Raw genomic sequence first — 24,518 nt, forward strand, 5'->3', positions numbered from 1 at the left:
GGCGTTTTGCTGTGGGGCGCAAACAGGGTTGCCATTTGCCTGCCCCCGGAGCCGGTGCTAGGTTTAGCCCACGCCGGTGTAGCTCAGTCGGTAGAGCAGCGCACTCGTAACGCGAAGGTCGCAGGTTCGATTCCTGTCTCCGGCACCACTCCTTTCCGACTCATGTGACTCCCGCCATTGATCGGCAGCAGCCCTTTCAGGCGCTGGCCCCCGGGCTCACCTCACCTTGCGGCTCAGCTCATCGAGGCTGCGCTGTAGTCGGTCCAACTGACGTTCCTGATTGCTCACCGTACGCTTGAGGTCGGACAGTTCACTGCTGTTTGAACTGGAACCCGAACCCCCGTTGCGCTTGAGGTCTTCTACCTGCTTGCTGAGTTTGTCCAACTGGCGCTCCTGATCGCTGACGCTGCGCTTGAGGCTGGATTGGTCATTGCTGCTGGAGCTGGAGCCATTGTTGCGTTTGAGCTCTTCGATGACACGGGCCTGTTCGCTGACGGTCTTCTTCAGGCTCTCCACATCGGCGTTGCTGCGCTTCAGGCTGTCCTGCAGGTTCTGCAAGTCATTAGCACTGAAACGTGAGTTGTGTAGGGTGTACACGCCGTGGGAATCGCGGCGAAGGGTGCCGATGCTGTCGGATGACGAGCCGTTGTCCGGGCTGAACTCGATACCGGCCTGGGCCGCCTGCGCCAGGGATGTGCCGCCCAGCAGCAAGGTCGCCAAGGCGGTGGCCAGAAGGGCTGGGGAGGAGGTTGAACGCTTGGGCATCACTGGGTTCCTTGTGAAGTGCCGATGTGGCACATCGCTATGACTGCGAATGTTGATTTCGGTTCCGGGGTGCAGTCCCGCCTGGGCGGCGGTGGTGTGGGCTTTGTACAGGTTCTTAGGAAATTGATGTCGTGACCCATATAAATCGTGGGCCAAAGGTCCTATATTCAGACCCTGTCTGAGCACCAGCTTGCTGTTTTCAGATGATCCCGAATGGTTCTGAGGGCCAGATAAACCGGCATGTGCAGCGGTTTTTTGCGGCAAAGAGATCCCAACGATCCAGATCCATCTTCCATTCCTATGATCAGAGAGAACGAGATGATTCCTAAAGAAGCAAGAACCGACGTAGCGCTTGAAAGGTACTTGGCTGCCACGCCTTCCTTGCAAGAAGAAATCAGTGCCCTGAGCCCGCAAGAGCAGAAGCAGCAGGCGCAGTGGGCTTTTGAGGACGAGGCGGAGTCGCGGGGCATCGAGCCCTGGGAGCTGGTTCTGGACCTGGTGGCCGAGAACCCGGAAGAGCTCAAGGCCATGCGCCTTGAAGTGCATCAGGAAGTGGCTGAAGCACTGGGCATGGACCTGCAGGACTATCTGGAACTCAACGAAATCGAAGTATGACCCGAGCGCCAGCCTGATCAGGGCTGGCGTTTTTCCTGGATCAGATGCTCAAGCGCATCGACAGGTCCACGGCCTTCACATCCTTGGTCATCGCGCCAATGGAGATGTAATCGACGCCGGTTTCGGCGATCGGGCGCAAGGTGCTCTCATTGATCCCGCCGCTGGCCTCGAGCTTGGCCTTGCCGGCATTCAGGCGCACCGCTTCGCGCATGTCATCCAGGCTCAGTTCATCGAGCATGATGATGTCGGCACCCGCCGCCAGCGCTTCCTGAAGCTCCTCCAGGCTTTCCACCTCGATTTCCACCGGCTTGCCCGGGGCAATCTTGTGGGCGGCCGCAATGGCCTGGGCAACGCCACCGCACGCCGCAATGTGGTTTTCCTTGATCAGGAAGGCGTCGTACAGCCCGATGCGGTGGTTATGGCAGCCGCCGCAGGTCACCGCGTACTTTTGCGCCAGACGCAGCCCCGGAAGGGTCTTGCGGGTATCCAGCAGCTTGACCTGGGTGTCAGCGACGAAATCGGCGTAGTACTGGGCGCGGGTCGCCACGCCAGACAGCAATTGCAGGAAGTTCAGCGCGCACCGTTCGCCACTGAGCAGCGACCGGGCCGGGCCTTCGAGGTGAAACAGCACCTGGTTGGGGCTGACCCGCTCGCCATCGGCGACCTGCCAATGCACCGCCACCCGTGGATCCAACTGGCGAAATACCGCGTCGACCCAGGCCGTGCCGCTGATGACGGCGGCTTCACGGGTGATGATGGTGGCTTTGGCCAGGCGTTCGGCCGGGATCAGTTGCGCGGTGATGTCGCCGTTGCCGATGTCTTCCAGCAACGCGCGGCGCACATTGGCTTCGATTTCGGCGGTCAAGTCGGCGAGGCGTAGATTCGGCATAACGGGCTCCACAAACAAAGTGCGCCGATTATAGGGCCATGGCCTTGGCGAACCCAAGGCGGCAAATACCTTCACCTCCGGCGAACCTGAATTGGCTCGGCTTGTCTGAGACTTCAGGCAGTGACGGCGCAGGCTAATTGAAGACGCGTTGCAGAGTCTGCTGGCACAAGAGGGGGCTTTTGCCAGATAATCCGCCTTTCGATTGACGTCATAGCTTTGACGTTCCTTGATTCCCTCTCAATACCGACGTGCAGTGGAGTGCACCTGCTTCCGCTGAGAGCCGACTGTGAGCGTTGTCGGCGCATTATTCGAACCGAAGAACCACCTTTCAGGAGGCTTGGATGCACAACGACGGGAATGTAGTGCCTTTGCACAAGGCGGCTACAGATCAGGCGACGGCTTCGCCGCTTGCCCGCCTGCCTGTGCTGCTGCTTCAGGTTCGTGACAAGGCGGCCCAGCAACTGCGCCATGGCCTGCAGGAACTGTTCGATAACGCCGACGATACCCTCTTCGAAATGGCCGACCGGGCGCAGAACAACGTCGACCAGAACACGTTCTTCGAAGCCATGCGCGACCTGCGCCTCAAGCGCAAAAGCATTGAGCGCGCGTTCCTCGAACAATTCTTCGAAGCCTTCGCCGGCCTGGTGCAGTACGAGCCGCCGCTGAGCCTGCCGACCGCGACGGTCGACGATTCGGCCCAAACCACCGATGACCTGGAAAAGGCCGTGGCCCTGGAAGCCATGGTGGCCAAGGTGCTCAAGCGCGACGGGCTGGTCCTTGGGCAGTTGACCGCGCGTTTGAGTGCACTGTTGGGCAAGCACCTGGATGAGCAAAGCAACCCCATGGGCCCGGGCAGGCTTTGTGGGTACTTCATGCAGGCCGGGCGCAGCCTGGGGGTGGAGATCAAGGTCAAGCTGATCATCCTCAAACTCTTCGAACGCTACGTGCTCAGCGACGCCGACCATCTGTACGCCGAAGCCAACCAATTGCTGATCGTCACCGGCGTGTTGCCTGAGTTGCTGCCCACGCCGGCGCGCCGGGCCACCGACCGGGCGGTCAACCGCCATTCCTACAGCGCACAGGCGTCCACTCCGGCCGGGGCGGGCCCTTCGACCATCGACGACAGCGTCCATGAAGTCTTCGGTGCATTGCAGGCGCTGCTGTTTCACGTACGCGGCAGCGTCGCGCCGACCCTGGAAGCCAGCGCCGAGACCCAGCCCATTTCCACTCGCGATTTGCTGCGCCTGCTGTCGCACTTGCAGCAATATGTGCCGGCCCACAGTGCCCTGGACGATTTCGACCTGCGTAACCAGCTGGAACAGCTACTGACCCGGGTCAGCGTCAAGAGTGGCAAGTCGCGGGTGGTCGATGTGGTCGACGAGGACGTGATCAATCTGATCGCCATGCTCTTCGAATGCATCCTCGATGACCGCAACCTGCCGGACTCCCTCAAGGCGCTGATTGGCCGCCTGCAGATCCCCATGCTCAAGGTGGCGGTGCTCGACAAAAGCTTCTTCAGCCGCGGTAACCACCCGGCCCGGCGCCTGCTCAATGAAATCGCCACGGCGGCCATGGGCTGGGAAGCCTGCGACGATGGCCAGCGCGACAGCCTGTACCTGCGGATCGAGCAGGTGGTGCAGCGTTTGCTGAATGATTTTGTCGACGACCCGGCAATTTTTTCCGAGCTGCTGGCGGACTTCCTGGTATTCGCCACCGACGAGCGCCGGCGCAGTGAGTTGCTGGAACAGCGCACACGGGATGCCGAAGAGGGCCGAGCCAAGGCCGAACTGGCCCGGCGTTGCGTCGAGCAGGCACTCAATGATGCGTTGCTGGGCAAAGTCTTGCCCCAAGTGGTGGTGGAGTTCGTCGAGCAGGCCTGGAGCCAGGTATTGCTGCTCAGTTGGCTCAAGCACGGCGAAGCGTCGATGGAGTGGCAGGCCGCGCTGAACATCATGGAGGAGCTGATCTGGAGTGTGCAGCGTCACTCGCAACCGGATGCCGCAATGCGCTTACTGGCGCTGGTGCCGGGCCTGCTCAAAGGCTTGCGCGACGGCTTGAGCAGCGCCGCGTTCGACCCCTTTGCCACCAGTGAATTCTTCAGCCAACTGGAGGCCCTGCACCTGGACCTGTTCGAGCAACAGGCCGAGGCTTCGGTGGCGGTGATCGACGCCGCACGCTCGCCGCTGGTCAAGGTCGAGCAGGAAATCGTCCTGCCGTCCGCCGAAGAGGGCCCTCTTGAGGCGGCGCCGCTGGCCCTGGCGGCGACCGACCCGGGCGTGCTCCAGGTCGACCAGTTGCGCCTGGGCGCGTGGGTCGAGTTCCTCGAGGACGACGACATCAACGTGCGCTGCAAATTGGCGGCAATCGTCGAGCAGCCGGTGGCCAAGTACATCTTCGTCAACCGCACCGGGATGAAGGTCCTGGAGCGCACGCGCATGGGGCTGGCCCTGGAGTTTCAGCGCGGTGCGGTGCGTACGCTGGACGATACTCTGCTGTTCGACCGGGCACTGGAGTCGGTGATCGGCACCTTGCAACGGCTCAATCGCGGCAAGTGATCGCAACCTGTGGGGCGAACGCGGCATACTGAGCCACCCAAGGCTTTAGTTGAAGGAAACGGTATGCGGTTGGACCCTGCCACGGGTTGGTTTCACGGTGTGCGTCATTGCCCATCACCCAATTTCAATGAGCGCCCGGGGGGCGAAATCTCCCTGCTGGTGATTCACAACATCAGCCTGCCGCCGGCCCAGTTCGCTACGGGCAAGGTGCAGGAATTCTTCCAGAATCGCCTGGATGTCACCGAACACCCTTACTTTCTCGGGATCGCCGATTTGCGCGTGTCGGCGCACTTTCTGATTGAGCGCGACGGTGGCGTGACCCAGTTTGTCTCTTGCCTGGACCGGGCCTGGCACGCCGGGGTGTCCTGTTTCGAGGGACGCGAGACGTGCAATGACTTTTCCCTGGGGATCGAGCTGGAAGGCACCGACGAGTTGCCGTTCACCGATGCCCAGTACACGGCCTTGATTCGCCTGACCCGGCAGTTGCGGGCAGCGTTCAGCGCCATCACCGTGCAGCGCATTTGTGGGCACAGCGATATCGCTCCCGGGCGCAAGACTGACCCGGGGCCAGGATTCGATTGGGCGCGTTATCGTGCCGCTTTGGAGCAGGGGGAAGAACAATGAGTTTTCTGGTGTTGCTGCTGGCGGTGTGGGTCGAGAAGTTCTCCGCGCTGCGTCAACGTATCCAGCGGGACGGCCCTTGGTTGGGCGAGCTGGCCAGGCTGGAAGCAAGTCCCCGGTTAAGCCAGCGTCCCTGGCTGACCTTGGCTTTGCTGGTGCTGGTGCCGGTGCTGCTGTTGGGCCTGCTGCTGTGGGCGCTGGAGCCGCTGCTTTATGGCTTGCTGGCCCTGCCGGTGCACCTGCTGGTGCTGATTTACGCCCTGGGTCGTGGCGATCTGCTGGCGGGTCTTGGCCCGTTCCGTGACGCCTGGCGCCGAGAGGACTTGCAAGCCTCGGCCCATGTCGCCCAGCGCGACCTGAACATCTGCGCCGAGAGTGGCGAACAGCTGCTGGAGCGGGTTCAGGGACACTTGCTGTGGCAGGCCTACCAGAGCTTTTTCGCGGTGATTTTCTGGTACTTCCTGCTGGGGCCGGTGGCAGCCTTGAGTTATCGCCTGCTGGCCCTGGCTGCCGAGCGGGGCCAAAACCCGGCACTGGTGGAGCGCGCCGCACAACTTAGGCACGCCTTCGACTGGCTGCCGGTGCGCCTGCTGGCGGCCAGCTTTGCCTTGGTGGGCAATTTCGTGGCGGTCAGCCGGGTGATGCTCCACGAATTGCTGAACTGGAACATCAGCGCTGCGCAGTTGGTGGAAAAGGTCGGCCTGGTGGCGGGGGAGATCCCGGCACCGGCGGCGGGCGCCGATGGCATCAACAGCCTGGACCGGATCTGGGAGCTGCTGCTGCGTGCGGCGGTGCTCTGGTACGCCGGCTTTGCCCTGTGGACCCTGTTGCTCTGATCCCAACGAGTGGCGAGGCACCTGCCTCGCCACGGCTTCCTTTCCAGACGGCCCTTGGCCGTGTCCCGCTGACCGCCCCTAAGCGCGGTTAACTTTAAGTTACAAAACCTCCTGTGGATTTGCGCTATACAGAAACAGCGTCGAAATAGTGGCGATCTGCTGCTTTCTCGTGCCTGCCCATAACAATAAAACAATTGGGGGACTTCCTTGTGAAGCGCTTGCTCTATCCCGCCGTGGCCCTGATGAACCGCCTGAGCTTCGGCATGAAGTTCAGCCTGATCAGCGTGTTGTTTTTCCTGCCGATGCTGGTCACCAACTTTTACCTGGTGCGCGATGCCTATCGCGAGTTCCAGGGCACTCAGGTGGAGCTGCAAAGCCTTGACCTGTTGGGCAGCAGCCTGAGCCTGCGGCGCGACCTGGAAACCCTCAACAACCTGGTGCAGATCAACACCAGCCTGGGGCAATCGGGCAAGGCGGGGGATATTGAAGGCACCATCAACGCTCTGGAGCAGACTGTGCTTGAGCGTCTGCAGGGGTTGCACGCGGTGACGGTGGAGCCTGAGCAGGTCGAGGTCTTCGATGGCAAGCGTGACGAACTGATTGCCGCGTTCAAGGCGCAGCAGGCGGAAAAATCCCTGCAAAGCAAAAGTGCAATGATCGGCAAGCTGCTGGGCAGCGCACAGATTTTCAGCCAGATCATCGCCAGCCAGTCGGGCCTGAGCCGCGACAGCCAGAGCGACATTCGCCAACTCAGCGAATTGATCACCAGCGTCACTCCGCAAATCACCCAGACCCTGGGCGAGGGCCGGGCCATGGGCGCCTACTCCCTGGGCCTGGGCTTTTTGAATTCATCCTCCAGCACGCGTTTCGACGAGCTGTTGGTGCAGATCGAGAAACTGCAGGCTGAATACGGCCTCAAGTTGCACGACGCCCTGGCCGCCAGCCCCGCCGCCCGCAACGCGCTGCAGGCCCGCGCCGACGCCAGTCGCGGCACCCTCAAGCAGGCCAGCGAGCTGTTCGAGGAGCAGGTGGTGATGGCCGACACCTTGGACGCGCCCTGGCAGGGCTTTTATGACCAGCTCAGCGGTTTCATGGCCCAGACCTACGCGCTCAACGAGGCGACCCTGGGCTTCCTTGCGGTAGAGCTGCAACAGCGTCTGGAGCAGAACCGCAGCCAGATGGTCCTGCTGGTCTTGGCCCTGGCGGCGGTGTTCCTCCTGATTGTTTACCTGTATGGCGGCTTCTATGCCTCGACCCGCACCACCCTCAAGCGCCTGGGCGGCGTGATGGACAAGGTGGCCGCCGGCGACATGACTGTCAGCTTCACCGCCCACAGCCGTGATGAGCTGGGTGAGTTGGGCAAGGTGTTCAACGGCACGGTGCTGAAGATCCACGACCTGATCGAGCGAGTGGGCCAGACCGTCGACGAAGTCGAGCGCCAGGCCGGCCAGGTGGAGAACGTCTCGGCCCAGAGCAACCAGGCGGTGGCCGGTCAGCGCAACCAGATCGAACTCGTGGCCACGGCGATGAACCAGATGTCCGCCACCGCCCAGGAGGTGGCGCGCAGTGCCGCGGCGGCGGTCAGCAGCGCCCACAGCGTGAATGACGAAACCCTCAGCGGGCGCGGGCTGGTGGAGTCCCAACAAGGCAGCATTGCTCGGCTGGCCAGCGAGATCGACCAGTCAGTGGTGGTAATCAACCAACTGGCCAGCGACAGCCAGTCCATCAGCCGGGTGCTGGAAGTGATCAAAAGCATCGCCGAACAGACCAACCTGCTGGCCCTCAACGCCGCCATCGAAGCGGCCCGGGCCGGTGAACAGGGGCGCGGTTTTGCCGTGGTCGCCGACGAGGTGCGGACCCTGGCCAAGCGCACTCAGCAATCCACTGAAGAGATCGAACAGATGATCGCCAAGCTCCACGGCGGGGTGAGCGCGGCGGTCAAGGCCATGGGCAGCAGCCATGAGATGGCCAGCGGCACGGTCGGGCAGTCGGAGAAGGTCCAGCAGGCGCTGGAAAACATCCTTGGCGCGGTGGGCATGATCGTCGACCAGAACCAGCAGATTGCCGCTGCCGTGGAGCAACAGACGGCAGTGGCCCACGACATCGATCAGAACATCGTCGAAATCAACCGTGCCGGTGAGCGCACGGCGGAAGGCGCCCACCAGACCGAGGACGCCAGTCGCCAGTTGTCGGTCCAGGTGTTGCAGTTGAAGCAGCTGATCGGCGCTTTTCGCGTCTGAGTTCAGGCCGTTGTGGCTGGCCAGCCGAACAGCGCGCAGGCATTGGCGGTGCTGGCGGCGGCCAATTGCTCGGGGGCGATGCCCATGAGGTCGGCCAGGGCGGCGCAGATGGCCGGCAGGTGCTGGGGGCTGTTGCGCAGCCCGGCGAACATGACGGGCGCCATGTCCGGCGAGTCGGTTTCCAGGACCACCGAATCCAGCGGCAGCTCGGCGATCACCTTGCGCAGGCGCAGGGCCTGGGGCCAGGTGGCGGCGCCGCCCAGGCCCAGCTTGAACCCCAGCTTGAGGTATTCCCGGGCTTCTTCACGGCTGCCGGCAAAGGCGTGGATGATCCCCGCACGTTTGAGCTTGAAGCGCTTGAGGGTGGCGATCACTGCCGCGTGGCTGCGCCGCACATGGAGCAGGGCGGGCAATTGAAAGTCTGCGGCCAGCTGTAATTGGGTCTCAAACAGCTGTTGCTGGCGCTCCCGGTCCAGGTGCGGCAGAAAGTAGTCCAGGCCGATTTCGCCCACCGCGCATAGCTGGCGATGGCCCACCAACCGGGCCAGCCAGTCGCCCAGCGCCTTGATATCGGCCGGTTGGTGCTGGTCCAGATACACCGGGTGCAGGCCAAAGGCGGCGTACAACTGGGGATCGCTTTGCACCAGATCCCAGACCCGCTGCCAGTTGCCCTGATAGACCCCCAGCACCACCATTCGCCGCACCCCAAGGGCGCGGCTGTCCGCCAGCAGCGCGACGCGATCCTGATCGAAATCCGGGAAATCCAGGTGGGTATGGCTGTCGATCAATTCCACGCGTCAGTCCTGCAGGATGCGCTGCTTGAAGGTCCGGGGAATGGCCTGCACGCCTGGCTGGTAATGGTTGTCTTCGATGGCTGCCAGGGCCAGTTGCAGCGCCTTGTCGGCCATCAAGGCATGTTGCTGGGCCATGGCGTTCACCGGCAGCGGCAGGAAGTCCAGCAACTGGGTGTCACCAAAGGTGCCCAGGCGCAGGGGCCGGGATTTGAGCGGGAAGTCCTGCAGGGCATCGAACACCCCCTGCAACAACACGTAGGAGGTGGTGACCAGGGCGTCCGGCAGGTGGCCGAGGCGCTGCAGCAGTTCTTCCATCAGTTGCCGGCCGCATTCACGACTGAAGGACTCGCCGTGTTCGACCAATACTTCGCCGTCGAAGCCTTCCAGGGCCAGGCGGAAACCGGCAGCCCGCTCCTGGCTGATGCTCAGTTCGGGGCGGGCGCCGATCAGGGCAATCTGCTTGGGTTCGGGCTGCAACAGGCTGCGGGTCAGGTGCAGGCTGGCTTGCTGGTCGTCGCTGACAACCGAGCAGAACAATTCAGGTTGCATCACCCGGTCGATGGCGATGATCGGCAAGCCTTGCTCTTGCAGCAGGCGATAACTGTCATCGTCGGCGGGCAGGCAACTGGCGACGAACAGCGCATCGCAGCGCCGGGCGCGGAACAGTTGCAGCAGTTGCCGCTCGCTTTCCGGGGCGTCGTCGGAGCTGGCGATCAGCAACTGGTAGCCGCGTGCCCGGGCACCTTGTTCCAAGAGTTTGGCGATGCGGGCGTAACTGGGGTTTTCCAGGTCCGGCAGGATGAAACCCAGGGTCCGGGTGCGCCGGCTGCGCAACCCGGCCGCCTGCGGGTTGGGGGTGAAGCCATGTTCTTCGACCACCGCGCGCACCCGTTCGACGGTGCTGCTGCTGATGCGTTGTTGTTCGGCTTTGCCGTTGATGACGTAGCTGGCAGTGGTAACAGACACACCGGCCAGCCGAGCGATATCACTGAGTTTCAACCCGGTTTTTCCTTGTTTTTTGACGCATGCGGCAGGATTTTGGCCGATCCTACTCCATCTGGGCAGACGACCATCGTCGGAACATGCATTCGACCGGAAGGGCTTCAAGGATGCGACATTATCGAGTAACGTGCCCAAGATTCTAGATTAAACGTTTCAGCAAGCGTATTTTCCAGGGTTATAAACAAACCGGAAGCCTGCCTGCCAAGCAATCAGTCCTGTTTGTGGCATTAAAGACACCTAAGCTGAATCATTCAAAACAATACCTAGCGCCCACCCCCGCGCTAAATAGGAGAAAGCATGCTCGAGCTCACCATAGAGCAGATATCCATGGGCCAAACGGCTGTGGATAAGTCCGCGGCACTGCACCTGCTGGCCGACAAACTGGTTGCCGATGGTTTGGTTGCCGAGGGTTATCTCGCCGGCCTCAAGGCCCGGGAAGCTCAGGGCTCGACCTTTCTCGGACAAGGTATTGCCATCCCCCACGGCACTCCGGAAACCCGTGACCAGGTGTTCGCCACCGGCGTGCGCCTGCTGCAATTTCCCGAGGGTGTGGATTGGGGCGACGGCCAGATCGTCTACCTGGCGATCGGCATTGCCGCCAAATCCGACGAACACCTGCGCTTGCTGCAACTGCTGACCCGGGCCCTGGGCGAGACCGACCTGGGCCAGGCTTTGCGTCGCGCCAGTTCGCCTGAAGCCTTGCTGAAGCTGTTGCAAGGGGCGCCGCAAGAGCTGGCCCTGGACGCGCAAATGATTGGCCTGGGCGTGGCCGCTGAAGATTTTGAAGAGCTGGTGTGGCGTGGCGCTCGCCTGCTGCGCCAGGCCGAGTGCGTGAGCAATGGCTTTGCCGCCGTGCTGCAACAGGTGGAAGCGCTGCCCCTGGGCGATGGCCTGTGGTGGCTGCACAGCGAGCAGACCGTGTTGCGCCCGGGCCTGGCCTTTGTCACCCCGGACAAACCGATTCGTTACCTGGGTCAGCCCCTGAGCGGGCTGTTCTGCCTGGCCAGCCTCGGCGAGGCCCACCAGGCCCTGCTGGAGCGCTTGTGTGCGCTGCTGATCGAAGGCCGTGGCCATGAGTTGGGCCGCGCCACCAGCAGCCGGGCGGTGCTCGAAGTGCTGGGCGGCGAATTGCCGGCGGACTGGCCCAGCGCCCGTATCGCCTTGGCCAACGCCCACGGCCTGCATGCGCGGCCGGCGAAGATCCTGGCGCAACTGGCCAAGAGTTTTGAAGGCGAGATCCGCGTTCGCATCGTCGACGGCAAGGATTCCGCCGTGTCGGTGAAGAGCCTGAGCAAGCTGCTCAGCCTCGGCGCCCGTCGCGGCCAGGTGCTGGAACTGATCGCCGAACCGAGCATTGCTGCCGATGCCTTGCCGGCGCTGTTGGCCGCCATCGAAGAAGGCCTGGGCGAAGAAGTCGAGCCGCTGCCGGCGGTGAGCGCACCTCGGGAAGTGGTTGAAGAGGTGGCTGTGCCCGTCAGCGCCCCGGCGTCCGGTAGCCTGGTCCAGGCGATTGCCGCCGCGCCGGGGATTGCCATCGGCCCGGCCCATATCCAGGTGCAACAGGCCATCGACTACCCGCTGCGCGGCGAGTCCACCGCCATCGAGCGCCAGCGCCTGCAGCAGGCCCTGGCCGATGTGCGTGGTGATATCGAAGGTCTGATCCAGCGCAGCAAGGCCAAGGCCATCCGCGAGATTTTCATCACCCACCAGGAAATGCTCGACGACCCGGAACTTACCGATGAAGTCGACACCCGCCTCAAGCAGGGTGAAAGCGCGGAAGCCGCGTGGATGACCGTGATCGAAGCCGCGGCCAAGCAGCAGGAGTCCTTGCAGGACGCCTTGCTCGCTGAACGCGCCGCCGACCTGCGGGACATCGGTCGTCGGGTGCTGGCCCAATTGTGTGGTGTGGAAACCCCCGCCGAGCCTGAGCAGCCCTACATCCTGGTGATGGACGAAGTGGGCCCGTCGGACGTGGCGCGCCTCGACCCGGCCCGTGTGGCCGGCATCCTCACCGCCCGTGGCGGCGCCACCGCCCACAGCGCCATCGTCGCCCGGGCCCTGGGCATTCCGGCCCTGGTGGGCGCCGGCGCCGGCGTCTTGCTACTCAAGTCCGGCACGCCTCTGCTGCTCGATGGCCAGCGCGGCCGCCTGCATGTGGACGCCGACAGTGCCACCCTGCAACGGGCCGCCGAAGAACGTGACACCCGCGAGCAGCGCCTCAAGGCCGCCGCCGAGCAACGTCATCAGTTGGCCCACACCACTGACGGCCATCACGTCGAAGTCTTCGCCAACATCGGCGAAAGCTCCGGCGTCACCAGCGCTGTGGAGAACGGTGCCGAAGGCATCGGCCTGCTGCGCACCGAGCTGATCTTCATGGCTCACCCGCAAGCCCCGGACGAAGCCACCCAGGAAGCCGAATACCGCCGTGTGCTGGATGGCCTGGCCGGTCGTCCGCTGGTGGTGCGCACCCTGGATGTCGGCGGCGACAAACCGCTGCCTTACTGGCCGATTGCCAAGGAAGAAAACCCCTTCCTCGGGGTGCGCGGCATCCGCCTGACCCTGCAACGCCCACAGATCATGGAAGCCCAGTTGCGCGCCTTGCTGCGTTCGGCCGACAACCGCCCGCTGCGCATCATGTTCCCCATGGTCGGTAGCGTGGATGAGTGGCGCCAGGCCCGGGACATGACCGAGCGCCTGCGCCAGGAAATCCCGGTAGCCGACTTGCAGTTGGGGATCATGATCGAAGTGCCGTCCGCTGCCTTGCTGGCGCCGGTGCTGGCCAAGGAAGTGGACTTCTTCAGCGTCGGCACCAATGACCTGACCCAATACACCCTGGCCATCGACCGCGGTCACCCGACCTTGTCGGCCCAGGCCGACGGCCTGCACCCGGCTGTGCTGCAACTGATCGACATCACCGTGCGCGCCGCCCATGCCCACGGCAAATGGGTCGGCGTTTGTGGCGAGCTGGCGGCCGATCCGCTGGCGGTGCCGGTGCTGGTCGGGCTGGGGGTGGATGAACTCAGCGTCTCCGGCCGCAGCATTGCCGAGGTCAAGGCGCGGATCCGCGAACTCAGCCTGGTCCAGGCGCAAACCCTTGCTCAACAGGCCCTGGCCGTCGGCAGCGCCGATGACGTGCGTGCCCTTGTGGAGGCCATGTAATGGCAACGATTCTTACCCTGACCCTGAACCCGGCGCTGGACCTTACCGTCCAGTTGGCGCGCCTGGAACCGGGCCAGGTCAACCGCAGCGAAGCCATGCTCACCCATGCCGCCGGTAAAGGCGTGAACGTGGCCCAGGTGCTGGCCGACCTCGGTCATCAACTGACGGTCAGCGGCTTTCTTGGCGAAGACAATCCCCAGGCGTTCGAGGCGTTGTTTGCCCGCCGTGGTTTTGTCGACGCCTTTGTCCGCGTACCGGGTGACACCCGCAGCAATATCAAGCTGGCTGAGCATGACGGCCGTATCACCGACGTCAACGGCCCGGGCCCGCAGGTCAGCGAGGCGGCGCAGCAGGCACTGCTCGAACGCCTGGAGCAGATCGCCCCCGGGCACGACGCGGTGGTGGTGGCCGGCAGCCTGCCTCGGGGCGTCAGCCCGGAGTGGTTGCACGGGTTGCTACTGCGCCTGAAGAACCTCGGTTTGAAAGTCGTCCTCGACACCAGCGGCGCCGCCTTGCGCGCCGGCCTGGCGGCGGGCCCCTGGCTGATCAAGCCGAACACCGAAGAACTGGCCGATGCCCTGGGCAGTCCGGTGCTGTCGTTGGCCGCCCAGGCCGAAGCTGCCCAGCGCTTGCACGCCCAGGGCGTCGAGCACGTGGTGATTTCCCATGGCGCCGACGGTGTGAACTGGTTCAGCACGGCGCCGACATGGCAGGCGTTGCCGCCCAAGGTCACGGTGGCCAGCACCGTGGGCGCCGGCGACTCGTTGCTGGCCGGCATGCTCCACGGTTTGCTCAGTGGCCACAGCGCCGAACAGACCTTGCGCACCGCCACCGCCATCGCCGCCATGGCGGTGACCCAGATCGGTTTCGGCATCAGCGACGCCGCGCAACTGGCGCAGCTTGAGCAGGGGGTGCGCGTTCATCCCCTCACAGAACAATAAGAGGGTTGCTTATGAAGTTAGCCATTATTACCGCCTGCCCCAATGGCATGGTCACCAGCGTGCTTTGTGCCCGTTTGCTCGATGCTGCGGCCCAGCGCCAGGGCTGGAGCACCAGCGTTGAAGTGCATGACGATGCCCATCCCGAGCGCGAGTTGTCGGCAGGCACCATCGAAGCGGCCGAGTGGGTGCTGGTCGTCAGCACCGGGCCTGTGGATATGTCGCGGTTTGTCGGCAAGCGGGTCTATCAGAGCACGCCGTCCCAGGCCCTGCAGGATGTGGACGCGGTGCTGCGCCGTGGCGCCGAAGAAGCCCAGGTGTATGTCGCCGGTACAGCCGTTGCAGAACCCGTGACCGCGGCTGCGCAATCGGTGCCGCGGTTGGTGGCGATCACCGCCTGCGACCGGGGTGGCCCACACCTTTATGGCCGCCGAAGCGTTGCAACAGGCGGCCAAACGCCTGGGTTACGACCTGCAGGTGGAAACCCAGGGCTCGGTGGGCGCCCGCAACCCCTTGAGCGCCGAGGCCATTGCCCAGGCGGACGTGGTGCTGCTGGCGGCGGACATTGAAGTCGCCACCGAGCGTTTTGCCGGCAAGAAGATTTACCGCTGTGGCACCGGGATCGCCCTCAAGCAAGCCGAGGCCACGCTGAACAAGGCCCTGGCTGAAGGTCAGCAGGAGTCGGCAGCCAGTGGCGGCCAGGCGCCGGCCAAGCAGGAAAAGACCGGGGCCTACAAGCATCTGCTCACCGGCGTGTCGTTCATGCTGCCGATGGTGGTGGCAGGCGGCCTGATGATTGCCTTGTCCTTCGTGTTCGGCATTACCGCGTTCAAGGAGCCGGGCACCTTGGCCGCGGCCCTGATGCAGATTGGTGGCGAAACCGCCTTCAAGCTGATGGTGCCCCTGTTGGCGGGCTACATCGCGTACTCCATCGCTGACCGTCCGGGCCTGGCGCCGGGGATGATTGGCGGCTTGCTGGCCAGCACCCTGGGTGCCGGTTTCATTGGCGGCATCGTGGCCGGGTTTATCGCCGGTTATGCGGCCAAGGCGATCAACAAATACGCACGCCTGCCGCAAAGCCTCGAGGCGCTGAAGCCGATTCTGATCATTCCGTTGTTGGCCAGCCTGTTCACCGGCCTGGTGATGATCTATGTGGTCGGCAAACCGGTGGCGGGTATGCTGGAAGCCTTGACCCACTTCCTCGACAGCATGGGCACCACCAACGCGATTCTGCTGGGCGTGCTGCTGGGCGGGATGATGTGTGTGGATTTGGGCGGGCCGATCAACAAGGCGGCCTATGCGTTCTCGGTAGGGCTGCTGGCCTCCCAGAGTTATGCACCGATGGCCGCGACCATGGCCGCGGGCATGGTGCCGCCCATTGGCCTGGGCATCGCCACCTTTATTGCCCGACGCAAATTTGCCCAGACCGAACGCGAAGCCGGTAAGGCCGCCCTGGTATTGGGCCTGTGCTTTATCTCCGAAGGCGCGATTCCGTTTGCCGCCAAAGACCCGTTGCGAGTGATCCCGGCGAGCATTGCCGGCGGCGCCCTGACCGGGGCTTTGTCGATGTACTTCGGCTGCAAACTGATGGCGCCCCATGGCGGCCTGTTTGTCATGCTGATCCCGAATGCCATCAACCATGCGTTGCTGTACCTGCTGGCGATTGTCGCGGGCAGCCTGCTCACTGCGGTGGTGTATGCGGTGGTGAAACGGCCTGAGGCGGTGGAGCTGGCCCTGCAACCCGCCTCTTCGTAGGAGCCGGCTTGCCGGCGCACAGGCCCTTGAGCCCTGCGCCGTTCCGGCCGACGCCTTCGCTGGCAAGCCAGCTCCTACGGAGGGTGCAACACGATTGGTGTAGGAGCCGGCTTGCCGGCGAATAGGCCCTTGAGCCCTGCGCCGTTCTGGCCGACGCCTTCGCTGGCAAGCCAGCTCCTACGGAGGGTGCAGCACGATTGGTGTAGGAGCCGGCTTGCCGGCGAAGCGTCTGACGCCTCAGTAAACGTCGCGGCGGTAGCGCCCTTGTTCGATCAGGTGTTCCACCTGCGTGGCGCCCAGCACTTCGTTGAGCACTTGATCCACCCCTGACGCCATTCCCTGCAAACTGCCGCAGATGTAGATCGACGCGCCGTCGGCCAGCCAGGCTCGCAGCTCGTCGGCGGCGTCTCTCAGGCGGTCCTGCACGTAGATTTTCTCCGCCTGATCCCGGGAAAAGGCCAGGTCCAGGCGCTCCAGGTCGCCAGTCGTGCGCCATTCCTGCAGCTCGTCCCGGCAGTGGAAGTCATGCTCGGCATGGCGCTCGCCAAACAACAGCCAGTTGCGCTGCTGGCCCTCGGCGATACGGGCCTTGAGCAAGCTGCGCAAGCCTGCCAGCCCGGTGCCGTTGCCCAACAGGATCAGCGGGCAAGGTTCGGCCGGCAGATGGAAGCCGCTGTTGCGGCGAACCCGCAAGCTGATGGCCGAGCCCACAGGCGCGTGCTCGGTCAGCCAGCCGGAGCCGATGCCCAGGCTGCCGTCGGGATGACGTTCCTGCCGCACCAGCAACTCCAGTTGGCCGTCGCTGGCAATCGAGGCGATGGAGTATTCACGCAGGCTCAGAGGCACCAGGGCATCCACCAGGGCCTGGGCATGCAGGCCCACCAAGTGGCTGCGGTTTTCCGGGAGTTGGCGGCTGGTCAGGGCCTGGCTCAGGGTCTCCTGCAGGCCGTCGAGTTGCACTTTGCTGTCGCCGTCCAGGCCCAGGCCATTGAGGAAGAATTCCACCGCCCAGTCGCTGTTGCGCGGCATGACTTCCACCAAATCCCCGGCCAGCCAACTGGTGGGGGCGGGCGCGCTCAGGCCCAGCAGGTACACGCCGGAACCCTCGCTCTCGGGGTTGAGCAGTTCACGCCGGTCCAAGGTCCAGTTGGCGAAGGTCGGTGCCTGCCACAGGTCCACCGGCGCTTGCCCGGTCAGTTGCCCGAGCTGTTGCTGCCAATGGCGCAGGGCGTAAGTGTCGCCGCTGTCCACTTCGATGGGGGCGAACAGGGTGGTGCTGCCGTGGGCTGTCAGCCAGGCATGCAAGCGTTTGGCAAAGCCGCAGAAGTGCGGGTACTGGCGGTCGCCCAGGCCGAGCACGGCGTAATTGAGGCCGTCCAGGGGCAGTTCGCGGCCGAGGATCTTGCGCTCAAAGCCCCGGGCGCTGTCCGGTGCCTCGCCGTCGCCAAAAGTACTGACCACAAACAGGGCGTTTTTCGAGGTGCGCAGGTCGTCTTCGCTGAGGCTGGCCAGGGCTTGGACCTTGGTCGGCAGCCCCGCCGCCTGCAATTGCCCGGCGGTTTGCCAGGCCAGTTGTTCGGCAAAACCGCTCTGGCTGGCGAAGCCGATCAGCCACGCCGGAGCGTCGCCGGTGTGGGTTTCCAGGCCCTGGCGCGCGGCCTTGATCTGCTGCTTCTTGCGGCGTCGGTCGAGGTACAGCAACCAGCCAGTGATAAAGAACAGCGGCATGCACACCGAGGCCAGGGCCATGAGGATGCGCCCCACCAGGCCGAAGTAGCTGCCCACGTGCAGGGCATAGATGCTGGTGAGCAACTGCGCCTTGAAACTCTTGTCGGCGTAGCGGTCATGCTGCTTGATGACCCCGGTCGCCGGGTCCATCTGGATCTGGTTCAGGGCTCGCTCATGGGGCGAGGTCTTGAGCAGGTAGTAGACCGTGGCCGGCTGCCCGGCCACGGGCGGCATGCGGAAGTTGTAGGCGTTGAGGTCCTTGCCGGCGTTGCTGTAGAGGCTGCTCCACATGGCGTTGTAGTCGGCGACCGGGGCCGGCCCCTTGGGCGGTGGCGCGCCGCGTGCGCCGCGCTTGCGTTCGATCTGCGACGAGTCTGACAGCAGCTTGGTGACACCGTTGCTGTACCACTCGTAGGACCAGGTCAGGCCGGTCAGCGCCGCCAGCAGGTAGAACACCAGGCACCAGGTGCCGGCCACGGCGTGCAGGTCCCAGTTGAAGCCACGGCCTTTTTTCGCCCAGTCCAGGGTCAGCCAGGCGCGCCAACTGGCCACTTGGCGCGGCCAGCGCAGGTACAGCCCGGACAGGCAGAAAAAGATCAGGATCAGGGTGCAGGCGCCGGTGATCTGCCGGCCGCTGTCACCCATGGCCAGGAAACGGTGCAACTGCATCATCAGGCCGAAGAAGTCCTGGCCCACGGCATCGCCGAGGAATTCGCCGGTGTAGGGGTCGAAGTAACGCATCTGTCCACGGCGCTCGCCGGGCGGCGGGGTGAAGAACACCCGCGCGGCATGGCCGCTGTCGGTTTCCACCCAGAGCATGGACACGGTCTTGCCCTCGGCGGCCTCGACCTTGGCCACCAGTTCGGCCGGCGGCAATACCCCGGCGGGCTGCTTCTCGACTTGCAGCACCGAAGGGTTGATGACCCGCAGGATCTCGTCCTGGAAGGACATCATGGCCCCGGTGACGCCCATCAGCGCCAGCACCAGGCCGGCGCTGATACCGAAGAACCAGTGCAGCTGGAGCAGGGTTTTTTTCAACACAAGAACCGCCTTGTACGTTCAAAAATAATCGGCACGGCGCGCATTATGCCGTGTGTGGTCGAGACTCATTCGTTTTTACGCAAAAACCCCACGCACCGAAGTGCGTGGGGCTTTGGCAGCGCCACTGAGCGTGTCTGCGCCTGCTTGAATGGCCAGGCGCAGCGGTTCGCGATCAGAAGTGGAAGTTGGCGCTCATCAGTGCAGTACGGCCCGCGGCAACGTGTGCGTAGTGGGTCTGGAACACCTGGTCGAAGTAACGCTTGTCGGTCAGGTTCTGCACGTTGAGTTGCAGGTCGACGTTCTTGCTCAGCTTGTAGGACGCCATGGCGTCGTAGCGCCAGTAGGACGGAATCTCCACCGAGTTGGCGATGTTGCCGAACTGCGAATCGACGAAGGTGGCGCCGGCACCGATGGTCAGCTTCTCGGGCACCACGTCATAGGTGGACCAGAAGGTGAAGTTGTTCCGTGGTGTGCTCGGCGTATGGTTGCCCTCGTCCGCCGCCAGGGTGGTCTTGACCACTTCGCTTTCCATGTAGGTGTAGCCGCCGTAGACCTTCCAGTTGCGGGTCAGCTTGCCGCTGTAGGTCAGTTCCACGCCGTTGACTTGCTGCTCGCCGTCCAGCACCTGGGTGGTGCCGCCGTCCGGGTCGTCGATCCGCGCGTTGGTTTTCTCGGTGCGGAACAGCGCTGCGGTCAAGGACAGGTCATCGCCGAAGAAGTCCCATTTGGTGCCCACTTCGTAGTTGCGGTTCTTTTCCGGTTCCAGGCTGGTGTTGGCGGCGGTCAACTCAAGGCTGCCGTTACCGCTGGTTTCGCCGGCCGGGTTGCTGGAGGTCGAATAGGCGGCATACACACTGCCGTTGGGCAGCGGTTTATAGACCAGGCCAATCTGGTAGTTCCACAGCTGCGAGCTGTTCTCCCGGGAGAAGTCGCCGATCGGTGCGCGGGTGGCATAGCCGCTGGAGCGGGTCTGGTAATCGTCGAAACGCAGGCCGAGGTTCAACGACCATTGTTCGTCGAATTTCAGGGTGTCGAAGACGTACGCCGCGGCGGTCTTGGTGTCGGTGTCGGTGAACGCACGGCTGTCCTTGATGGTGCCGTTCCAGGCATCGCCCGGCGACGGGTTGTTCAGGCTGGTGCAGTCGCCGTTGGCAATCAAAGCGGCGTTACAGGTGCTACCGCTGACCGCCGACGTGACGTCGTAGGCGCGGTTGTGAGTGTCCTGGTAGGAGAACTCGATGCCGGTCACCAGGCTGTGCTCGATGAAGCCGGTGTCGAACTTGGCGCTCAGGTCGGTCTGGTTGGACCAGCCCTTGGAGGTCGAGTTACGGCTTTTCGGGCTGCGGTACACGGTGCCATTGGCCACGTTGCCACGGCTGTCGTCAGGGTTGGTGACGATGTAGTCCAGGGTCGAACGGGACAGGCGGAAGCTGTTGGACAGGGTCAGGCTGTCATTCAGGTCGTGTTCGATCTTGAAGGTGCCGCTGTCGCTGGTGGTCTTGCGGTAGTCGCGGCTGGTCAAACCGTAGAAGTTGTCTTTATCGACGTTGGCCGGCTTGTCGACGTTGTACTTGCTGCGGTTGGTGCTGCGGGTCAGCGGGATGCCGTAGTCGGGCAGGTCGTCGGTGCTCAGGTGGTAGTAACCCACAGTGACCCGGGTGTCGGTGCCCAGGCCGAAGGCGAACGAGGGTGCCACGCCCCAGCGGCTGACTTCCACGGCATCGCGACCGGCGACATTGGCTTCGTGCTTCATCAGGTTCAAGCGCACGGCCGAGGTGTCGGTCATTTGCTGGTTCAGGTCCAGGGTGGTGCGCTTGGTCTGATCGGAGCCCCAAGTGAACCCGCCGTTGTACGAGTTGCCCAGCTTGGCGGTCTTGGAGATCAGGTTCAGGCTGCCACCGGTGGAGCCAGCACCAGTAAAGGCCGAGCCCGGGCCCTTGCTGACTTCGATGGATTCGACGTTGAAGATTTCCCGGCCTTGGGAAGCGGGGTCGCGCATGCCGTCGATGAACACATCGCTTTCGGCGTTGAAGCCGCGAATGATCGGTCGGTCACCGGCGGGGTTGCCGCCTTCGCCGGCACCAAAGGTGATGCCCGGGGTGGTGCGCAAGGCGTCGACCAGGTTGGTGGCACCAGTGTCGCGCATGACTTGCTGAGGAATGACCGTGACGCTTTTCGGCGTTTCACGCAGGGGCGCGGTGTATTTCTTGGAGGCGGAGTTGTCGCTCTTGTAGGACGTCTCGTCCTGTTCGCCCAACACGCTGGTGGCGTCCAGGGAAATGGCATTGCTCGACGGCTTCTGATCCGTCTCTTCAGCGGCCTGGGCCAGATGGGCCGCGGAGCCTGCCGTCAGTGCCACGCCAATTGCAGACGCAAGCAAGCGCGGTGAACTGACGGCAGAAAGTGGTGTGTGGCGTGACATGTGATTCCCCTCCCCAAGGATTTGAGGCCGCGGAATATAGGAGAAACAAGTATCGGTATCAATTGAGAAATGTTTACATTCGCATTGAATTTACATTCTTTACACTTTTCCTTTACGGTTTTTACGAACTCGTTCGTCTGATGGGTTTTACAGCGTCAATAAGAATCAATATCATCGGCGATCCTTTGTCTTCAGGTACCTTGCCATGCTCCTGCACATCCCTGGCGTGTTCACTCGAGAGGAGGTGCTGCGCATTCGCGAAGCCCTGGAGCAGGCGGACTGGGCGGACGGCAAGATCACCGCCGGCTATCAGTCGGCCAAGGCCAAGCACAACCTGCAATTGCCCGAGGGGCATCCGCTGGCCATGGAAATTGGCACGGCGATGCTTGAGCGTTTGTGGAAGCATCCGCTGTTCATGTCCGCGGCGTTGCCGCACAAGGTGTTCCCGCCGCTGCTCAACTGCTACACCGCCGGTGGCAGCTTTGACTTCCATATCGACAACGCCGTGCGCCAGCCCAAGGGCAGCGCGGAGCGGGTACGCACCGACCTGTCCTCGACCCTGTTCTTCAGTGACCCTGAGGACTACGACGGCGGTGAGCTGGAGATCCAGGACACCTTCGGCCAGCAGCGGGTCAAGCTGCCGGCGGGGGACTTGGTGCTGTACCCGGGTACCAGCCTGCACAAGGTCAACCCGGTCACCCGGGGCGCCCGTTATGCCTCGTTCTTCTGGACCCAGAGCCTGGTGCGCGAAGACAGCCAGCGCGCCTTGCTGTTCGAGATGGACGGTGCGATCCAGGCCTTGACCCAGGACATGCCTGACCATCCTTCGCTGATTCGCCTGACCGGCACCTACCACAACCTGCTGCGTCGCTGGGCCGAGGTGTAACCGTGAGCTATCAACTGCGCCGCGAAGAAGTCCTCGACGGCGAGCAACTGCGCGCCATGCTCGAACACAGTCCGGCCCGTGCTGCCCAGGCGGTGCTCGCTGCCGCCAAGGAAGGCGTGCTGGAAGCCCAGGCCCTGCTCGGGCAGATCCTTCTCGACGGCCACGGTATTCAGCAGGACCAGGCCCTGGCGCGGGTCTGGTTCGAGATTGCCGCCCGGCGCGGGCACCTGATGGCGCGCAACATGCTGGGCCGCTGCTTGGAGCATGGCTGGGGCGGCGCTGCCGATGCTGTTGTGGCCGCCGAAGCGTATCGCCAAGCGGCCGACGCCGGCCTGGATTGGGGGCTGTACAACTACGCCAACCTGCTGGCCACCGGTCGTGGTGTGGCCGAAAACCACGCCTTGGCCTTGGTTTGCTACCGTCGCGCGGCGGAGTTGGGGCATGCCAAGTCCATGAACCTGTTGGGGCGTTATCTGGAGGAGGGGCTGGTGTGCCAGGCCGACCCGCTGGCGGCTCGGGATTGGTACCGGCGCTCGGCCGAAGGCGGCGACTTTCGCGGGCAGTTCAGCTACGCCGCGGTGCTGGCTGCCAACGGGCGCATCGAAGACGCCCTCCACTGGCTGCACCAGGCCCTGGCCGGTGGCAACCTGAACTTCCTCCGCGTGGCCCGAGGTGCCTTGTTGCAGGCACAGCAGCCGCAGATCCGCGCCTTGGCCCTGGCCTATCATCAGCGAGCCGCAGCCCTGGGAGACGAACGGGACGCCGAGTGCCTGGCTGCGTTGGCTTAAATCACCCGGATTCAAACCCCATCGTTTTCAATCATCGACGCCACACCCGGCCAGAAACGAAAAAGCCCATGACAGGTCATGGGCTTTCTCTTGCCGCTTAACGCTTGCCGCTGCGTTTAAACGTAAAACGATTTCAGCGGCGGGAAGCCGTTGAACTCAACTGCGCTGTAGCTGGTGGTGTAGGCACCGGTGGACAGCCAGTACAGGCGGTCGCCGATGGCCAGGTTCAGGGGCAGGCCGTACTTGTAGTTCTCGTACATGATGTCGGCGCTGTCGCAGGTTGGGCCGGCGATCACCACTTCTTCCATCTCGCCTTTCTTCTCGGTCCAGATCGGGAACTTGATGGCTTCGTCCATGGTTTCGATCAGGCCGGAGAACTTGCCCACATCCGTGTACACCCAGCGCTCGACGGCGGTACGGGATTTACGCGCCACCAGCACCACTTCGCTGACCAGGATGCCGGCGTTGGCGATCAGCGAACGGCCCGGCTCCAGGATGATTTCCGGCAGTTCGTCGCCGAAGTCTTCCTTGAGGAAGCGGATGATTTCTTCCGCGTAGGTTTCCAGGCTGTTGGTGCGGGTGATGTAGTTGGCCGGGAAGCCGCCACCCATATTGATCAGCTTGAGGTGGATGCCGTCTTCTTCCTTCAGGCGTTCGAAGATCACTTTGACCTTGGCGATCGCGGCGTCCCATACGCTGATGTCGCGCTGTTGCGAACCGACGTGGAAGGAGATGCCGTAAGGCACCAGGCCCAGGTCACGAGCGAGGATCAGCAGGTCCATGGCCATGTCGGTCTGGCAGCCGAATTTACGCGACAGAGGCCAGTCAGCCGTGGTCGAGCCTTCGGTGAGGATACGCACGTAGATTTTCGAGCCCGGTGCGGCCTTGGCGATGTTGCGCAGGTCGGCTTCGGAGTCGGTGGAGAACAGGCGCACGCCCTTCTCGTAGAAGTAGCGGATGTCCTTGGACTTCTTGATGGTGTTGCCGTAGCTGATGCGGTCGGCGCTGACGCCGCGGTCCAGTACCTTGTCCAGCTCGTAGATCGAGGCGATGTCGAAACTCGACCCCTTGTCCTTGAGCAGGTCAATGATCTCGACGGCCGGGTTGGCCTTGACGGCGTAGTAGACCTTGGCGAATTCGAAGCCTGCACGCAGGTCATCGTAGGCCTGGCTGATCATCGCGGTGTCGATCACTACAAATGGGGTTTCTTGCTTGTCGGCGAAAGCCTTCATTTTTTGAAAGGTTTCGCGCGCGAAATAATCTTCGACGTTAATCGACATGCTTGGGAGCTCCTACTGGCAAACGTTAGTAATCAATGGGTGCGAGGGTGTGTCATCAATGAGTTCGCAGCCGAGAACTCATTGATGACACACCCTTCTGAACGTCCTCCGTATCCCCACTTTGGTTCGCCTACTTCCCAAGGCATGTCGCCGAAAGCAAAAAGGTCAACCTGGCGCTGCGCCGCGGGTGACCTTGCTGTCTCG

General features: G+C 63.3%; 16 protein-coding genes, 1 tRNA gene and 1 pseudogene. 11 read left to right on the top strand and 7 right to left on the bottom strand.

Going from position 1 to position 24,518, the window contains the following annotated elements; genetic code table 11:
• The first annotated feature begins 72 nt into the window (after positions 1–72).
• A tRNA-Thr gene (locus M1B35_RS30230) sits at positions 73–148 on the top strand.
• A 68-nt stretch (positions 149–216) separates the two neighbouring features.
• Here M1B35_RS30230 and M1B35_RS30235 read toward each other — a convergent pair.
• Positions 217–765 carry a hypothetical protein gene (locus tag M1B35_RS30235; protein WP_268263880.1) on the bottom strand — a complete coding sequence of 183 codons (549 nt, stop codon included), beginning with the start codon at positions 763–765 and terminating at the stop codon, positions 217–219.
• A 318-nt stretch (positions 766–1,083) separates the two neighbouring features.
• Between M1B35_RS30235 and M1B35_RS30240 the strand changes: the two genes are divergently transcribed.
• Entirely contained in the window at positions 1,084–1,380 is a 297-nt protein-coding gene (locus M1B35_RS30240; protein WP_268263881.1) for a DUF6388 family protein, read from the top strand.
• A 40-nt stretch (positions 1,381–1,420) separates the two neighbouring features.
• Here the strand turns inward: M1B35_RS30240 and nadC are convergent, their stop codons facing one another.
• Complete coding sequence (nadC, locus tag M1B35_RS30245; protein WP_268263882.1) at positions 1,421–2,269, bottom strand: carboxylating nicotinate-nucleotide diphosphorylase; 849 nt, start codon at positions 2,267–2,269, stop codon at positions 1,421–1,423.
• Positions 2,270–2,610: 341 nt separating this feature from the next.
• On the opposite strand from nadC, the gene M1B35_RS30250 reads away from it, so the two are divergent.
• The 4 genes from M1B35_RS30250 to M1B35_RS32475 all read left to right on the top strand — a co-directional run bounded on the left by M1B35_RS30250 (position 2,611) and on the right by M1B35_RS32475 (position 8,521).
• Positions 2,611–4,824, top strand: a complete 2,214-nt coding sequence (locus tag M1B35_RS30250) for a DUF1631 domain-containing protein (RefSeq protein WP_123337288.1) — start codon at positions 2,611–2,613, stop codon at positions 4,822–4,824.
• Positions 4,825–4,887: 63 nt separating this feature from the next.
• The gene (gene ampD / locus M1B35_RS30255) at positions 4,888–5,448 is read left to right on the top strand and encodes a 1,6-anhydro-N-acetylmuramyl-L-alanine amidase AmpD (RefSeq protein WP_268263883.1); all 561 of its coding nucleotides are present in this window, start codon (positions 4,888–4,890) and stop codon (positions 5,446–5,448) included.
• Entirely contained in the window at positions 5,445–6,281 is an 837-nt protein-coding gene (ampE, locus tag M1B35_RS30260) for a regulatory signaling modulator protein AmpE (RefSeq protein ID WP_268263884.1), read from the top strand. Before ampD ends, ampE begins: the two co-directional genes overlap by 4 nt.
• Before the next feature lie 1,535 nt (positions 6,282–7,816).
• A complete protein-coding gene (locus M1B35_RS32475) occupies positions 7,817–8,521 on the top strand; it encodes a methyl-accepting chemotaxis protein (RefSeq protein WP_425273461.1) in 705 nt (234 codons plus the stop codon).
• 2 nt (positions 8,522–8,523) lie between these two features.
• Here the strand turns inward: M1B35_RS32475 and M1B35_RS30270 are convergent, their stop codons facing one another.
• A complete protein-coding gene (locus tag M1B35_RS30270; RefSeq protein WP_268263886.1) occupies positions 8,524–9,315 on the bottom strand; it encodes a TatD family hydrolase in 792 nt (263 codons plus the stop codon).
• Between the two features lie 3 nt (positions 9,316–9,318).
• Positions 9,319–10,314 carry a catabolite repressor/activator gene (cra, locus tag M1B35_RS30275; protein ID WP_123337280.1) on the bottom strand — a complete coding sequence of 332 codons (996 nt, stop codon included), beginning with the start codon at positions 10,312–10,314 and terminating at the stop codon, positions 9,319–9,321.
• A 300-nt stretch (positions 10,315–10,614) separates the two neighbouring features.
• On the opposite strand from cra, the gene ptsP reads away from it, so the two are divergent.
• From ptsP to M1B35_RS30290, 3 genes and pseudogenes are all read left to right on the top strand, one after another.
• A complete protein-coding gene (ptsP, locus tag M1B35_RS30280) occupies positions 10,615–13,476 on the top strand; it encodes a phosphoenolpyruvate--protein phosphotransferase (RefSeq protein ID WP_123337278.1) in 2,862 nt (953 codons plus the stop codon).
• Positions 13,476–14,417: a 1-phosphofructokinase gene (gene pfkB, locus M1B35_RS30285; RefSeq protein WP_268263887.1), complete on the top strand. Its 942-nt coding sequence runs from the start codon at positions 13,476–13,478 to the stop codon at positions 14,415–14,417. Before ptsP ends, pfkB begins: the two co-directional genes overlap by 1 nt.
• An 11-nt stretch (positions 14,418–14,428) precedes the next feature.
• Positions 14,429–16,169 (top strand): annotated as a pseudogene (locus tag M1B35_RS30290) (PTS fructose-like transporter subunit IIB).
• Positions 16,170–16,406: 237 nt separating this feature from the next.
• Here the strand turns inward: M1B35_RS30290 and M1B35_RS30295 are convergent.
• A complete protein-coding gene (locus tag M1B35_RS30295; protein WP_268263888.1) occupies positions 16,407–18,938 on the bottom strand; it encodes a sulfite reductase flavoprotein subunit alpha in 2,532 nt (843 codons plus the stop codon).
• Between the two features lie 172 nt (positions 18,939–19,110).
• Positions 19,111–21,360: a TonB-dependent receptor gene (locus M1B35_RS30300; RefSeq protein WP_268263889.1), complete on the bottom strand. Its 2,250-nt coding sequence runs from the start codon at positions 21,358–21,360 to the stop codon at positions 19,111–19,113.
• Between the two features lie 205 nt (positions 21,361–21,565).
• Between M1B35_RS30300 and M1B35_RS30305 the strand changes: the two genes are divergently transcribed.
• Positions 21,566–22,246: a Fe2+-dependent dioxygenase gene (locus M1B35_RS30305; RefSeq protein ID WP_268263890.1), complete on the top strand. Its 681-nt coding sequence runs from the start codon at positions 21,566–21,568 to the stop codon at positions 22,244–22,246.
• Positions 22,247–22,248: 2 nt separating this feature from the next.
• On the top strand, positions 22,249–23,034 hold the full coding sequence (locus M1B35_RS30310) for a tetratricopeptide repeat protein (protein ID WP_268263891.1): 786 nt from the start codon (positions 22,249–22,251) through the stop codon (positions 23,032–23,034).
• 116 nt (positions 23,035–23,150) lie between these two features.
• Here the strand turns inward: M1B35_RS30310 and M1B35_RS30315 are convergent, their stop codons facing one another.
• The gene (locus M1B35_RS30315) at positions 23,151–24,314 is read right to left on the bottom strand and encodes a type III PLP-dependent enzyme (RefSeq protein ID WP_123337265.1); all 1,164 of its coding nucleotides are present in this window, start codon (positions 24,312–24,314) and stop codon (positions 23,151–23,153) included.
• Between the last annotated feature and the right edge of the window lie 204 nt (positions 24,315–24,518).

This window comes from Pseudomonas morbosilactucae (assembly GCF_023241665.1).
Lineage (GTDB): Bacteria > Pseudomonadota > Gammaproteobacteria > Pseudomonadales > Pseudomonadaceae > Aquipseudomonas > Aquipseudomonas morbosilactucae.

Excerpts from the sequence above, each read along its gene's own strand:
- ptsP (WP_123337278.1), top strand. The coding sequence starts at position 10,615 with ATGCTCGAGCTCACCATAGAGCAGATATCCATGGGCCAAACGGCTGTG.
- nadC (WP_268263882.1), bottom strand. The coding sequence starts at position 2,269 with ATGCCGAATCTACGCCTCGCCGACTTGACCGCCGAAATCGAAGCCAAT.
- ampE (WP_268263884.1), top strand. The coding sequence starts at position 5,445 with ATGAGTTTTCTGGTGTTGCTGCTGGCGGTGTGGGTCGAGAAGTTCTCC.
- pfkB (WP_268263887.1), top strand. The coding sequence starts at position 13,476 with ATGGCAACGATTCTTACCCTGACCCTGAACCCGGCGCTGGACCTTACC.
- M1B35_RS30305 (WP_268263890.1), top strand. The coding sequence starts at position 21,566 with ATGCTCCTGCACATCCCTGGCGTGTTCACTCGAGAGGAGGTGCTGCGC.
- ampD (WP_268263883.1), top strand. The coding sequence starts at position 4,888 with ATGCGGTTGGACCCTGCCACGGGTTGGTTTCACGGTGTGCGTCATTGC.
- M1B35_RS30240 (WP_268263881.1), top strand. The coding sequence starts at position 1,084 with ATGATTCCTAAAGAAGCAAGAACCGACGTAGCGCTTGAAAGGTACTTG.
- M1B35_RS30235 (WP_268263880.1), bottom strand. The coding sequence starts at position 765 with ATGCCCAAGCGTTCAACCTCCTCCCCAGCCCTTCTGGCCACCGCCTTG.
- M1B35_RS30315 (WP_123337265.1), bottom strand. The coding sequence starts at position 24,314 with ATGTCGATTAACGTCGAAGATTATTTCGCGCGCGAAACCTTTCAAAAA.
- M1B35_RS30250 (WP_123337288.1), top strand. The coding sequence starts at position 2,611 with ATGCACAACGACGGGAATGTAGTGCCTTTGCACAAGGCGGCTACAGAT.
- M1B35_RS30300 (WP_268263889.1), bottom strand. The coding sequence starts at position 21,360 with ATGTCACGCCACACACCACTTTCTGCCGTCAGTTCACCGCGCTTGCTT.
- M1B35_RS32475 (WP_425273461.1), top strand. The coding sequence starts at position 7,817 with ATGTCCGCCACCGCCCAGGAGGTGGCGCGCAGTGCCGCGGCGGCGGTC.